This window comes from Formivibrio citricus, assembly GCF_900115065.1.
Taxonomy (GTDB): domain Bacteria; phylum Pseudomonadota; class Gammaproteobacteria; order Burkholderiales; family Chitinibacteraceae; genus Formivibrio; species Formivibrio citricus.
The window spans coordinates 57999-69895 of sequence record NZ_FOVE01000018.1 but is presented as its reverse complement, the minus strand read 5'-3'; the positions used below and the strand labels follow the sequence as shown (position 1 = coordinate 69895).

At 59.7% G+C, this 11897-nt stretch carries 12 protein-coding genes; 11 read left to right on the top strand and 1 reads right to left on the bottom strand.

Features of this window, described 5'->3' with window-relative positions; genetic code table 11:
* Nucleotides 1-95: 95 nt before the first annotated feature.
* From acnB to BMZ36_RS11710, 10 genes are all read left to right on the top strand, one after another.
* Complete coding sequence (gene acnB / locus BMZ36_RS11755) at nucleotides 96-2660, top strand: bifunctional aconitate hydratase 2/2-methylisocitrate dehydratase (protein WP_091196703.1); 2565 nt, start codon at nucleotides 96-98, stop codon at nucleotides 2658-2660.
* Nucleotides 2661-2899: 239 nt separating this feature from the next.
* The gene (locus tag BMZ36_RS11750; RefSeq protein ID WP_218142721.1) at nucleotides 2900-5002 is read left to right on the top strand and encodes an aconitate hydratase; all 2103 of its coding nucleotides are present in this window, start codon (nucleotides 2900-2902) and stop codon (nucleotides 5000-5002) included.
* A gap of 177 nt (nucleotides 5003-5179) precedes the next feature.
* Nucleotides 5180-5746 (top strand): chromate transporter, encoded by a 567-nt coding sequence (locus BMZ36_RS11745; protein WP_091196694.1) that lies wholly within the window; start codon nucleotides 5180-5182, stop codon nucleotides 5744-5746.
* Nucleotides 5743-6270, top strand: coding sequence for a chromate transporter (locus BMZ36_RS11740; protein ID WP_245747912.1), 528 nt, complete (start codon nucleotides 5743-5745; stop codon nucleotides 6268-6270). The genes BMZ36_RS11745 and BMZ36_RS11740 overlap by 4 nt, the downstream gene beginning before the upstream one ends.
* A 127-nt stretch (nucleotides 6271-6397) precedes the next feature.
* A complete protein-coding gene (locus BMZ36_RS11735) occupies nucleotides 6398-6724 on the top strand; it encodes a phosphoribosyl-ATP diphosphatase (RefSeq protein ID WP_091196689.1) in 327 nt (108 codons plus the stop codon).
* 13 nt (nucleotides 6725-6737) lie between these two features.
* Complete coding sequence (locus BMZ36_RS11730; RefSeq protein WP_091196686.1) at nucleotides 6738-7061, top strand: histidine triad nucleotide-binding protein; 324 nt, start codon at nucleotides 6738-6740, stop codon at nucleotides 7059-7061.
* 36 nt (nucleotides 7062-7097) lie between these two features.
* Entirely contained in the window at nucleotides 7098-7310 is a 213-nt protein-coding gene (tatA, locus tag BMZ36_RS11725; protein ID WP_091196682.1) for a Sec-independent protein translocase subunit TatA, read from the top strand.
* 10 nt (nucleotides 7311-7320) lie between these two features.
* Nucleotides 7321-7971: a Sec-independent protein translocase protein TatB gene (gene tatB, locus BMZ36_RS11720; RefSeq protein WP_091196679.1), complete on the top strand. Its 651-nt coding sequence runs from the start codon at nucleotides 7321-7323 to the stop codon at nucleotides 7969-7971.
* An 11-nt stretch (nucleotides 7972-7982) separates the two neighbouring features.
* Nucleotides 7983-8729: a twin-arginine translocase subunit TatC gene (tatC, locus tag BMZ36_RS11715; RefSeq protein ID WP_091196676.1), complete on the top strand. Its 747-nt coding sequence runs from the start codon at nucleotides 7983-7985 to the stop codon at nucleotides 8727-8729.
* Between the two features lie 156 nt (nucleotides 8730-8885).
* Entirely contained in the window at nucleotides 8886-10697 is a 1812-nt protein-coding gene (locus BMZ36_RS11710; protein WP_091196671.1) for a PglL family O-oligosaccharyltransferase, read from the top strand.
* A 75-nt stretch (nucleotides 10698-10772) separates the two neighbouring features.
* Here BMZ36_RS11710 and BMZ36_RS11705 read toward each other — a convergent pair whose 3' ends face one another.
* Nucleotides 10773-11399 (bottom strand): UPF0149 family protein, encoded by a 627-nt coding sequence (locus tag BMZ36_RS11705; RefSeq protein WP_091196667.1) that lies wholly within the window; start codon nucleotides 11397-11399, stop codon nucleotides 10773-10775.
* Between the two features lie 157 nt (nucleotides 11400-11556).
* Between BMZ36_RS11705 and BMZ36_RS11700 the strand changes: the two genes are divergently transcribed.
* Nucleotides 11557-11829, top strand: a complete 273-nt coding sequence (locus tag BMZ36_RS11700) for an oxidative damage protection protein (RefSeq protein ID WP_091196664.1) — start codon at nucleotides 11557-11559, stop codon at nucleotides 11827-11829.
* Nucleotides 11830-11897: the final 68 nt, after the last annotated feature.

The window sequence follows — 11897 nt, the reverse complement described above, 5'->3', positions numbered from 1 at the left end:
CCAAGGAAGCGATTGCCCAAAAGGGCAAAGGCGCCGCCGCCAAGGGCAGCGCACCGGTCAGCATCCCGATGGATGACGCCAAGAGCAAATCCGTCATTTTCGATGCCTACCGCAAGCATGCCGCCGAACGCGCCGCCATGGGCATCCCGCCGCTGCCGCTGAACCCGACGCAAACTGCCGCGGTCGCCTTCCTGCTGCGCAACCCGCCCAAGGGTGAAGAAGCCTTCCTGATGGACCTGATCACCAATCGTGTCCCGCCGGGCGTGTCCGAATCCGCCCGGGTCAAGTCCGACTTCCTGACCGCCATTGCCACCGGCAAAGCCAAATCGCCGCTGATCTCCAAGAAGAAAGCCGTTGAACTCCTCAGCACCATGCAGGGCGGCTACAACGTCAAGACCCTGATTGCCCTGCTGAACGACAAGGAACTCGGCGCCGCCGCTGCCGAAGGCCTGAAGAAGACCCTGCTGATCTTCGGCGCACTCAAGGATGTCGAAGCGCTCGCCAAGAAAGGCAACGCCAACGCCAAGGCCGTACTGCAATCCTGGGCCAACGGCGAGTGGTTCACCTCCCGTCCGGATGTCCCCAAGAGCATCAAGCTCACCGTGCTCAAGGTCAACGGCGAATCCAACACCGGCGACCTCTCCCCCGACCAGGATGCCTTTACCCGCCCGGACATCCCGCTGCACGCCCTCTCGATCTACAAATTCCCGCGTCCGGGCCTGACCCCGGATGAGCCCGGCAAGATCGGTCCTTTGAAGCAAATCGCCGCCCTCAAAGCCAAGGGCAATCCGCTGGTGCTCGTCGGCGACGTGGTCGGACCGGGCTCCTCGCGCAAGTCCGCCACCAACAGCGTGCTGTGGTGGCTCGGCCAGGACATCCCCTTCGTTCCGAACAAGCGCTACGGCGGCTATGTCTTCGGCACCAAGCTCGCTCCGATCTTCTACAACACCATGCAGGATTCCGGCGGTCTGCCGCTGGAAATGGACGTCAGCAAGTTTGAAATGGGCGACGTGGTCGAACTGCGCCCGTACGAAGGCAAGGTACTGAAGAACGGCGAAGTCATTAGCCAATTCAAGCTCAAGACCGACGTGCTGCTCGACAGCGTGCGCGCCGGCGGACGCATCCCGCTGATCATCGGCCGCAACCTGACTGCCGATGCCCGCAAGGCGCTGGGCCTGCCGGAATCCACCCTGTTCCGCAAACCCAAGACCCCGACCGATACCGGCAAGGGCTACACCCTGGCGCAGAAGATCGTCGGCAAGGCCTGCGGCCTGCCGGCCGGCAAGGGCGTGCGTCCGGGCACCTACTGCGAACCGATCATGGACACCGTCGGCTCGCAAGACACCATCGGCCCGATGACCCGCGACGAGCAGGACGAACTGGCCTGTCTGACCTTCAATGCCGACCTGGTCCTGCAAACGTTCTGCCACACCGCCGCGTATCCGAAGCCGGTGGACGTGAAGATGTTCAAGGAACTGCCGGCCTACATCCACTCGCGTGGCGGCGTAGCCGTCAAACCGGGCGATGGCGTGCTGCACTCCTGGCTCAACCGCATGGCGATGCCGGATTCGGTCGGCACCGGCGGCGACAGCCATACCCGCTTCCCGCTCGGCGTGTACTTCCCGGCCGGCTCCGGCCTCTGCGCCCTGGCTTCCGCCACCGGCAAGATGCCGCTCGACATGCCGGAATCGGTACTGGTGCGCTTCAAGGGTGAAATGCAGCCCGGCGTCACCCTGCGCGATCTGGTCAACGCCATTCCGTACTATGCCTTCAAGCAAGGCCTGCTGACCGTCGAGAAGAAGGGCAAGAAAAACATCTTCTCCGGCCGCATTCTGGAAATCGAAGGGCTGCCCAACCTCACTCCGGAACAAGCCTTCGAGCTGTCCGACGCCTCCGCCGAGCGCTCGGCCGAAGCCTGTACCGTCCGTTTGGCCAAAGAGCCGATCGTCGAGTACATGAAGTCGAACGTCGCCTTGCTGAAGTGGATGGTCGCCAACGGCTATCAAAGCCGCGAAGCGCTGCTGCGCCGGATCAAGAAGATGGAAGCCTGGCTGAAGAATCCGCAGATTCAGGAACCGGATGCCGACGCCGAATACGCTGCGATCATCGAAATCGATCTGGCCGAAGTGACCGAGCCGCTGCTCGCCTGCCCGAACGATCCGGACGACATCAAGCCGCTGTCCGCCGTCGCCGGCACCAAGGTTCAGGAAGGCTTCATCGGCTCGTGCCAGACCAACATCGGCCACTTCCGCGCTGCAGCCCACCTGCTGAGCAAGACCAGCGAACTGCCGACCCGGTTGTGGATCGTTCCGCCGACCAAGATGGATGCCGACACCCTGATCGAGGAAGGCTACTACGCCCGCCTCGGCCAAGTCGGTGCCCGCATGGAAGTGCCGGGCTGTTCGCTGTGCTTCGGCAACCAGGCGCGTGCCCGCAAGGGAGCAACGGTGGTCTCGACCTCGACCCGTAACTTCCCGAACCGCATGGGTGTGGGTACCCAGGTGTTCCTCGGCTCGGCTGAAGTGGTGGCGATTGCTTCGGCTCTGGGCCGGCTGCCGACCAAGGCGGAGTATCTGGAGTGGATGAAACTGGTTCAGAAGGATTCGGCCAAGATCTACCGCTACATGAACTTCCATCAGATGCCGGCTTTCAAGGCATAAGGGACGAGCCAGCTTCTGCATAAGAAGAAATTATGGCGCCTAATAAAAAAGCTGGATTTTTCTGATGGCGCCAATACACGGAGAATGGCCGGTAAGGATTGGGGTGCCGGCCATTTGCAACGATCCGTACCGATAGCGTCGTCAAGAACGCTACCCCCTAGTAACACCAGTGCTTGGGCTGGAAAGCAAGCTTCAAGTTTGAGTGATTCAAAATCGGGAAAAATGAGGAGCAGTAGAGAATGAAAGAGCAAAATTGTGGCAGTTGCAGTCAATGCTCGGAAGACAGCGGCCTGACCCTGTCCAGAAGATCGTTTCTCGGCACGACCGGTGCAGCCATGGTCGGCGCAGCGGTTTCGATGTCGTCGGTCGAGGCGCTGGCCGCTGGCGGCAAGCAAGGCCCGCTGAATCTGGTCGAGAAGATTTTTGAAGCGCATCGCGTCGGCGGCGAGCTCAAGACCGGCAAGATGATTGCGCTGAAGGTCGATCAGGTCATGAACCATGACATCAACGGCATGGCCTGGCTGGAGTTCGAAGCCATTGGCCTGGATACCGTGAAAGTGCCGTTCGCGATCAGCTTTGTCGATCACAACATGCTGCAGACGGATTACATGAATCCGGACGATCACATCTTCATGCAGACGGCCGCCGCCAAGTTCGGCGCGCATTTCTCCCGTCCGGGTAACGGCGTGTGCCATCAGGTGCACCTGGAGCGCTTTGCTGCACCGGGCAAGATTTATTTCGGTACCGACAGCCATACGCCGACTGCTGGCGGCATGGGCATGATTGCGATTGGCGTGGGCGGGCTGGATGTTGCCGCGATGTTTGCCGGCATGCCGTTCGAATTCAACATGCCCAAGGTGGTGCAGATCAAGCTCACCGGCAACCTGCAACGTCCGTATGTCACGGCGATGGACGTGATCCTGACCATTCTGCAGAAGCTGTCCGTCAAGGGCGGCGTGGGCAAGATCATCGAATACAGCGGCCCCGGCGTGGCCAACCTGACGCTGACCGAGCGTGCCACCATCACCAATATGGGCGCGGAGCTGGGCGCAACGACCTCGATCTTCCCGAGCGACGAGCAGACCCGAAAGTTCCTCAAAGCACAGGGCCGCGAGAAGGAATGGAAAGCCTTGGCCGCCGATCCGGGTGCCCAATACGACCAGACCATTGAAATCGATCTGAGCAAGCTGGAGCCGATGATCGCCTTGCCGTGGAGCCCGGACAAGGTCGTCCCGATCCGCACCGTGGCCGGCAAGAAGGTCAATCAGGTATGTATCGGCAGTTGCACCAATTCGTCCTACGGGATGATGAAGACCGTGGCTACCATGCTCAAGGGCAATACGGTCGATGAAATGGTCAGCCTGCTGATCAATCCGGGCTCCCGTCAGGTGTATTCGATGCTGGCCAAGGACGGTTCGGTTGCCGACATGATCCAGTCCGGCGCGCGGATGCTCGAATCCGGTTGCGGCCCGTGCATTGGCATGGGCGCCGCCCCTGGCTCTGGTCAGGTTTCGGTTCGCAGCTACAACCGCAACTTCAAGGGCCGCTCCGGCACCAAGGATGCGCAGGTGTATCTGGCCAGCCCGATTTCCTGTGCGGCCATGGCATTGAAGGGCGAGATCATCGACCCGCGCGATGCCGGCATCAAAGTGCCGATGGTGGCCGAGCCGGCCCAGTACCTGATCAACGACAGCATGATCGTCAAGCCCAAGAAGGATCGCTCCAAGATCAAGATTGTGCGCGGCCCGAATATCAAGCCGCTGCCGGTCAAGGAGGCGCTGCGCGATACCATCGCGGCCACGACCCTGCTCAAGGTCGGCGACAACATCACGACCGATGCCATCATGCCGTCCGGCGCCAAGGTGCTGCCGTTGCGCATGAATATCCCGAAGATTTCCGAGCACGTGTTCGAGAGTGTGGACAAGACATTCGCTTCCCGTGCCATGGCGCTCAAGGACAAGGGCGGCAGCATCATTGTCGGCGGCGACAACTACGGTCAGGGCTCGTCGCGCGAGCATGCCGCGCTGGCGCCGATGTATCTGGGCGTGCAGGCCGTGATTGCCAAGAACATTGCGCGTATCCACAACTCGAACCTGATCAACTTCGGCATTCTGCCGCTGATGTTCAAGTCGGACGAGGACTACAAGCGCGTGGCGCAGGGCGATGAACTGGTGATCCGCAATGTCATCAAGAACGTGAAGGGCAGCCAGACCTACGAGGTCGAGAACAAGACTCAGGGCTATACCTTCACGGTGGTGTCCAAGCTCAATGTGCGCGAGCAGGAGATCATGGTGCTTGGCGGGTTGCTGCCCTACATCAAGGCACAGCAAGCCAAGGCTTGATCGATGAGCCGGACGGGCGGATGAATTTCCGTCCGTTCGGTTTACGGTCAAGACAGGGCGTGTATTCGAGAGGCTTTGGGGATCGATATGAGCTGTTTGCCGGGAAGTGTTTCGTGCGCAATGAAAACAATGTAACTTCCGGCGGTGTTGACGGTTTTTTGCAGGGACTATTGATCGATGAACGAGCAGGAAGCCACGGTACATCCGAGCCGACTGGAGCTGTTTGCCGGTTTTTTCCAGATCGGCATGGCCGGCTTTGGCGGCGTGATGCCGCATGCCCGTCGCGCATTGGTGGAAAAGTACTGCTGGTTTACTGAAAAGGAGTTCATCGATCTCTTGGGGCTGGGACAGTTCCTGCCCGGCCCGAACGTGGGCAATATCGCCATTGTGGCCGGTGCGCGGTTTCACGGCTGGATCGGCTCGGTGCTGGCCCTGACGGGGCTGTTCCTGGCGCCGTTCGTGATCGTGCTGCTCCTGGCCAGCCTGTACCGGTATTACGACGATTCGGTTGTGCTGAATCGTGCGCTCGCCGCGGTCGCCGCCGCGGCAGCCGGCTTGTTGCTGGCCACGGCGCTCAAGATGGTGGTCAAGCTGGAGCGGCGTGCATGGGTGATGGCCATGCTCGGACTGACATTCGTGGCCATTTTCTGGTTGCGCCTGCCCTTGCTTGGCATTCTGGCCGTCTTGACGCCGGTCAGTCTGGGGCTGGGATGGTATGCGCTCAGGAAGGAAAGCAAACAGTGAATATCCCGTCGCTTTCCGAGCTGTATTTGCAGTTCTGCCTGTTTTCGTTGATGGCGGTGGGCGGCGCCAATGCGTTGCTGCCGGAAATTTTCCGTCAGGTTGTTGAAGTGGACAAATGGCTGGGCGGTGCGGAATTCGCCACGTTTTATGCCATCGCCCAGGCGGCTCCCGGCCCCAACGTATTGATCGTTGCGCTTATCGGCTGGAAATTGCTGGGCGTTCCCGGCGCACTGGCCAGCATGATCGGCATGGTGACGCCGTCCTCGATCATCGCTTTTGGCGTGGGCAAGCTCTGGTATCGTTTCCGGGGCTCTCCGTGGCGCAAGGCGATCGAGCGCGGACTGGCGCCGATCACGGTGGGGTTGGTGTTGGGAAGCGGCTGTTTGCTGCTGACGACGGCGGCGACCGGCTGGGGGCTTTATGCCGTTGCCGGGGCGACCACGGTTGCCTCGTACTTCCTGCGCCACAATCCCTTGTGGTGGCTGGCGATGGCCGCAATCCTGGGCGCGTTGGGGGTGGTATGAGGTATCGAAACACGCGATTACTGAACCAGCCTGGGAGCGGTTTGTCGAATGGAGAGGGATGGCTTGTGCAAGAGCCATGCGGGCGGCCTATAATCCGCGTTCAAATCAATGAATCGGCGAAAAGGCCATGAATCCTGCAGAAATCCTTGACCGTCTGTCCGCAACCCTGGCCGCGCGCCGCGAAGCCGATCCGTCCACTTCGTACGTGGCGAAGCTGTTCCACAAGGGGCAGGATGCCATCCTGAAGAAGGTCGGCGAAGAAGCCGTGGAAACCATCATGGCCGCCAAGGATGGCGACAAGACGCATCTGGTCTATGAGGTCGCAGACCTGTGGTTTCATTCCCTGGTGCTGCTGGCACACGAAGGCTTGTCGCACGAGGATGTACTGAACGAACTGGCGCGGCGCGAGGGCCTGTCCGGCATCGCCGAAAAAGCGGCCCGCAATCAGGATTGAGGAGGAGAGGGGCATGAGCAACTGCATTTTTTGCAAGATTGTCGCTGGCGAGATTCCGGCGACCAAAATTTACGAAGACGACGACGTCGTTGCTTTCAACGACATTCGCCCCTTGGCCCCTGTGCATTTCATGATCGTTCCCAAGAAGCACGTCGAATCCCTGCTGGCCGCCGAGCCGGTCGATCAGGCTTTGCTGGGCAAGATCCTGCTGCTGGCCCCCAAACTGGCGCGCGAAAACGGGCTTGGCGCGGGGTTCAAGACTTCCATCAACACCGGCAAGGCTGGCGGACAGGAAGTCTTTCATCTGCATGTCCATGTCTACGGACATCCCAACTGAAACAGTTAACGAGCGTTTTTTCTGGAGGAAAACACCATGGGTTCTTTTAGCATTTGGCACTGGCTGATCGTATTGGCCATCGTGATTCTGATTTTCGGCACCAAGAAACTCAGCTCAATGGGCAAGGATCTGGGCTCGGCGGTGCATGGCTTCAAGGAAGGCCTCAAGGGCGGCGAGGAAGAGGCCAAGAAGCTGCCGGAAAAGGAAGTCAATCCGCCGATCGATGGCGCCAACCGCGATCGTCGCTGATTGTTGAATCATGTTTGATATCAGCCTGGGCGAATTGAGCGTCATCGGCGCGGTGGCGCTGGTGGTGCTGGGCCCGGAAAAACTGCCCAAAGTGGCGCGCGCCGCCGGGTTGATGCTCGGGCGCGCCCAGCGGATGGCGGCAGATTTTCGCGCCGACCTCGAACGCGATCTGCACAATTCGGAGTTGGCCGAACTGGGCAAGCAGATGGCCGAAGAAGAGGCACAAGTCCGACAGGAGCTTGCCGCAGCGGCGTCCGGGGTCCACGAGACTTTCTCCGAACTGGAAAAAACGCAATATGGCGATTCCGATCCGGAGCTCGATGCGCTGGAAAACCGGCGCCATGGCGGGGACGAACACGAAGATTTGGTCCACCCCTACCATGAAGAGGTCGATCCGGAACTGCAATCGCTGGATCTGCAGCGCTATGGCGGTGCGGCCGAGGATTTTTCGCCGCTCGAAACCGCAATTGTTGCCACGGCTCCCGCTCCGTCCGCTGAGGCAAACCGTCATGAGCAAGAAACCGGCGTTGCGCCCGGGGCCATTGCTCGGGCCGAACCGGGAGAGGGCGCGGCAGAGGCCCATCATGTTCCCTTGCAGCCGGATTTGTTTGCTGCCGAGCCGCCGACCGTATCTGAAAATATCTGGCGCGATCGTCGCTGAGTCTTTTGCCCATGTCTGAACTTCTGGATTCCCACCAGCCCCTTCTGGCGCACCTTGTCGAGTTGCGTACACGGCTCGTACGTTCGGCGCTGGTGTTCCTTGTCGGCTTTGCCGCGAGCTTTTTCTTTTCAAGCCAGCTCTACGATTTTCTGGTTGCGCCGCTGGCCCAGGCGGCACCGGGGGGCAAGCTCATCACCATCGGTGTGGTTTCGCCGTTTTTCCTGCAGCTGAAAATTGCGGCGCTGGCCGGCTTTCTGCTGACCTTGCCGCATACCCTGTATCAGGCGTGGGCGTTTGTCGCCCCTGGCCTCTATGCCAACGAGAAAAGACTGGTTCTTCCGCTCGTGGTCAGCTCCTCGATCCTGTTCTTCATCGGCATGTCGTTTGCCTATTTCTTCGTGTTCGGCGTGGTGTTCAGCTTCATGGCCAAGACGGTGCCGGCCTCGATGCAGTGGCTGCCGGATTCCGCCGAATACTTCGATTTCGCCTTGAGCATGTTTGTTGCATTCGGTTTAACGTTTGAAACGCCCGTCGTTGTCGTGCTGCTGGTGCGCATGGGCGTGGTGACACTGAAAAAACTGGTGGAGATCCGCTCGTATGTGATCGTCGGCGCCTTTGTGGTTGCCGCCGTGGTCACGCCGCCCGATATTCTGTCCCAGTTGTTGCTGGCCATCCCGCTGTGCCTGTTGTACGAAGTGGGGCTCCTGGCCGCGCGTTGGGTACAACCGGTTGAAAAACCGGAAGAAGTTTCCGCTTAAGTGCCTGATCTTCGGGGCGGGCCAGCCCCGATCTTCAGCTGCTCGATTTCGCTTCCAGTTGCATTTTTTCCATGAACGGCACCCGTAATTGGCGCGCCAAATCTCGTGTTCTCGGGCAAAATACCCGGTTGCGTGCATTTCACCCGGTTTTACACCATGAACAAGCCTTTGCGTTACTTCCAGGCCATCCTGTTTTTGCTGGCTGCCGTTCCGTGTGGCATCCCTTTCCGTTATCAGCCGAATCCGGTCTTCCCGTCTGAAATCGCGGCCTTTGCCCTGGCGGCATTGCTGGTTCTGGGCGCCGCCTTCGTTCCCGTACGCGACGGTGAACGGATGCGCCTGCCTTCGATGAGTTTGCCGTGGTTTGCCCTGGCCGCGGTCATTGGCCTGCAAACGTTCCTGGTTTACACCCCCTACCTGACCGAGCGCACCATTCCGGTGATTTACTTGCTGGGCGCCGGTTTCTCGGTTTGGGGGCTGGCGCGAGCCAAAGAGCACTTCGGTGCCGAGCCGTTGATGGAGGCTTTTGCCTGGGGCTTGATGGTCGGCGCGGTATTCAATTCAGGCGTCGGGCTTTCGCAGCTGATCGAACTGTTCCAGAGCGGATGGCGCCTGATTTACGGCAACATCGGCCAGCGCAACATGTATGCGCACTACCTTGCCTGGGGCCTGGCGGCCGCCGCATGGCTGGCGACCGAGCGCAAGTTGCCGCAATGGCTGTTCTGGCTGGTAGCGAGCTGGCTGGCGCTTTCCCTCGCATGGTCGAGCTCGCGTTCCGTGTTTCTCTATGCCGCAGCCTGGGGAGCGATGGCGGTGTTCCTGATCTGGCGCGGTCGTGACCGTACGCGCCGTTTTGGTTTGTTCCTCGGCGCGGCTGCGCTTCTGATCCTCGTGATGCAGTTTGCCGCTCCGCTGATCAACGATGCGATCCAGACCCTGCTGAAGGCCGGCAATCAGGCGCCGACGGGCGTTGACCGCATTGCCTCCAATGGTTCGCGGCGCCTCGTTGAGTGGAAAAAGGCCTGGCTGGTGTTCAAGGACTACCCGATCATGGGCGCGGGCTGGGGCGCGTTTTCCGTGCATAGCGTGGCGCTGCATGTGCAGCCGGATTTCGCCAAGGTTGTGGAAAGTGTCCTGTTTACTCACGCCCACAATTCGCTGCTGAACCTGATGGCCGAGGTGGGGCTGGCAGGAACTCTCGTGGTCGTGGCCGGCATTCTTTGGGCATTCCTTGCCTTGCTGCGGCGCTGGAAAGACCCGGTTGTGCTGGTGGCCGCAGCCATGGTCATGGTTTCCATCCTGCACAGCCTGGTGGAATATCCGCTGTGGTACTACCACCTGTTCGGGCCGTTCGTTCTGATGCTGCTGTTCATGCGCGATGGCGGGCCAGTTCTGCCGGTCCCCGCGCGAGCGCAACTGTTCGGCCTGGCGACGGTTGCGGGTGTTTTGCTGGCAGGCAGCATCATGGGATGGGTGTTGTACCTGAAGATTTATCCGCTGCTGGATTCTTCCGACGACGAGCAGATCAATGCCGAAAACATCCAGAAGCTGGAAAGCTTGCGGCATCACCCGCTGCTGGATTTCTACGCGGAATATGCGCTTTCCAGCTATATCGTCGCGAGCGAAAAGGATATCGACTGGAAGCTGGCCATTCTGCGCAAGCTCAACAGCCTGCGTCCCTATCCCAGCCAGTTGACGGACCAAGCGGTCATGGAAGCCCTGAAAAACCAGCCGGAGAAAGCACGGCAACTGATTCGCCAGGCGGCCTATGCCTATCCGGAAAGCTTCGACTACTTCTACAACGTGGTCGGGCGTTTTTCCCAGCCAGAAGTGCGGATCTTGCGCAAGGATCTGGAAGAGGCCAGTGCCTTCTTCAACCTGAAACCGCCGCCCGCAGCGGAAGAGGCTCCGCGCCGCAAGTTCAGGAAGATGCGCAAGAAACGCCCCAAGAAAGAGGACGGCTTGTAATTGCCTGTATGCGAAAGGGCATTTGAACTGGTGCCCAAAAAAAGCCCTGATTGAACTCAGGGCTTTTTCATTCGGTCAGTGTCTCCGGCCAGGGGTTCGCCGCGGTGAAACGGGCTGCATTTCTTCGACCTGGTGCCAGCAGGCGTACACGACCGGAACCAGCGACGGAATGGCCTTGGCGAGTTCGATGCGCACCTCGGCGGGAACGGCTTCCCCTTCCGGCATGTCGCCGCAGTATTCCATGGCGCAGGCTATGAGCGGCATCAGCAAATCGCCCATTTCCTCGTCTTCCAGCAGTGGCTGCCAGGCCTCATGGCGCAGGGAGATGCCGATCATGAAACCGTAGCACCAATCGTCGATATCCGGTTCGTTGCCTTCTTCTGCGGTCATGTAGATCGGGAAATACTCATCCGGCCGGTCGCGGACCTGATCGTTGATGCTGTTGTACATGCGCATGATCAGGCTCAGGATGTGTTCTGCATGCGCCTGATCGGCGAATTCGGGTTCGCCCTCTTCGCCGTTGCCCCAGATCAATGGCAGCCACTCGTTGGGCAGGACCAGCTCGGGGCCAATGACGACGGCCGACAGGAATCCGTGCAACTCCGAAATGCTCAGGGCATCGGTCGGTGCTTTGGCGTAGAGGAATTCGGCCAGTTCGTCGATTTCCTGGTCGCTAAGTTGCACGGGGAGGGTTGTATTCATGGCTGTCGCCCAAATAAGAAAAATTCATTCTAGCTGAAAACACAAAATCAAATGTGCTTGTGGGGCGCAATGCGGGAGACTGCTAGAATCAAAACGATACCGAACCAATTTCGTCATCGTCCGGTCATATTTTTTTCATAAAATCAGGAGACAAAACATGAGCCGTACCGTGAAATGCGTAAAGCTGGGTTGCGAAGCCGAAGGGCTGGATTTTGCGCCGCTGCCCGGCGAGCTGGGCAAGAAGATTTACGAAAACGTTTCCAAGGAAGCATGGGCAGCGTGGGTGCGCCATCAGACCATGCTGATCAACGAAAACCGCCTCAATCTGGCCGATCCGCATGCGCGCCAGTACCTGACGCAACAGCTCGAAGCGTATTTCTTCGGCGATGGCGCAGACAAAATTGCCGGCTACGTCGCGCCGAAGGAATAAGCTTTCCCCGGATACCGCGCCTGCTCCGATTTCTTTGCTTTTCCGGGCGAGTCCGCAAGGATTTGTCC

Excerpts from the sequence above, each read along its gene's own strand:
- BMZ36_RS11750 (WP_218142721.1), top strand. The coding sequence starts at position 2,900 with ATGAAAGAGCAAAATTGTGGCAGTTGCAGTCAATGCTCGGAAGACAGC.
- BMZ36_RS11745 (WP_091196694.1), top strand. The coding sequence starts at position 5,180 with ATGAACGAGCAGGAAGCCACGGTACATCCGAGCCGACTGGAGCTGTTT.
- BMZ36_RS11735 (WP_091196689.1), top strand. The coding sequence starts at position 6,398 with ATGAATCCTGCAGAAATCCTTGACCGTCTGTCCGCAACCCTGGCCGCG.
- BMZ36_RS11730 (WP_091196686.1), top strand. The coding sequence starts at position 6,738 with ATGAGCAACTGCATTTTTTGCAAGATTGTCGCTGGCGAGATTCCGGCG.
- tatA (WP_091196682.1), top strand. The coding sequence starts at position 7,098 with ATGGGTTCTTTTAGCATTTGGCACTGGCTGATCGTATTGGCCATCGTG.
- tatB (WP_091196679.1), top strand. The coding sequence starts at position 7,321 with ATGTTTGATATCAGCCTGGGCGAATTGAGCGTCATCGGCGCGGTGGCG.
- tatC (WP_091196676.1), top strand. The coding sequence starts at position 7,983 with ATGTCTGAACTTCTGGATTCCCACCAGCCCCTTCTGGCGCACCTTGTC.
- BMZ36_RS11710 (WP_091196671.1), top strand. The coding sequence starts at position 8,886 with ATGAACAAGCCTTTGCGTTACTTCCAGGCCATCCTGTTTTTGCTGGCT.
- BMZ36_RS11705 (WP_091196667.1), bottom strand. The coding sequence starts at position 11,399 with ATGAATACAACCCTCCCCGTGCAACTTAGCGACCAGGAAATCGACGAA.
- BMZ36_RS11700 (WP_091196664.1), top strand. The coding sequence starts at position 11,557 with ATGAGCCGTACCGTGAAATGCGTAAAGCTGGGTTGCGAAGCCGAAGGG.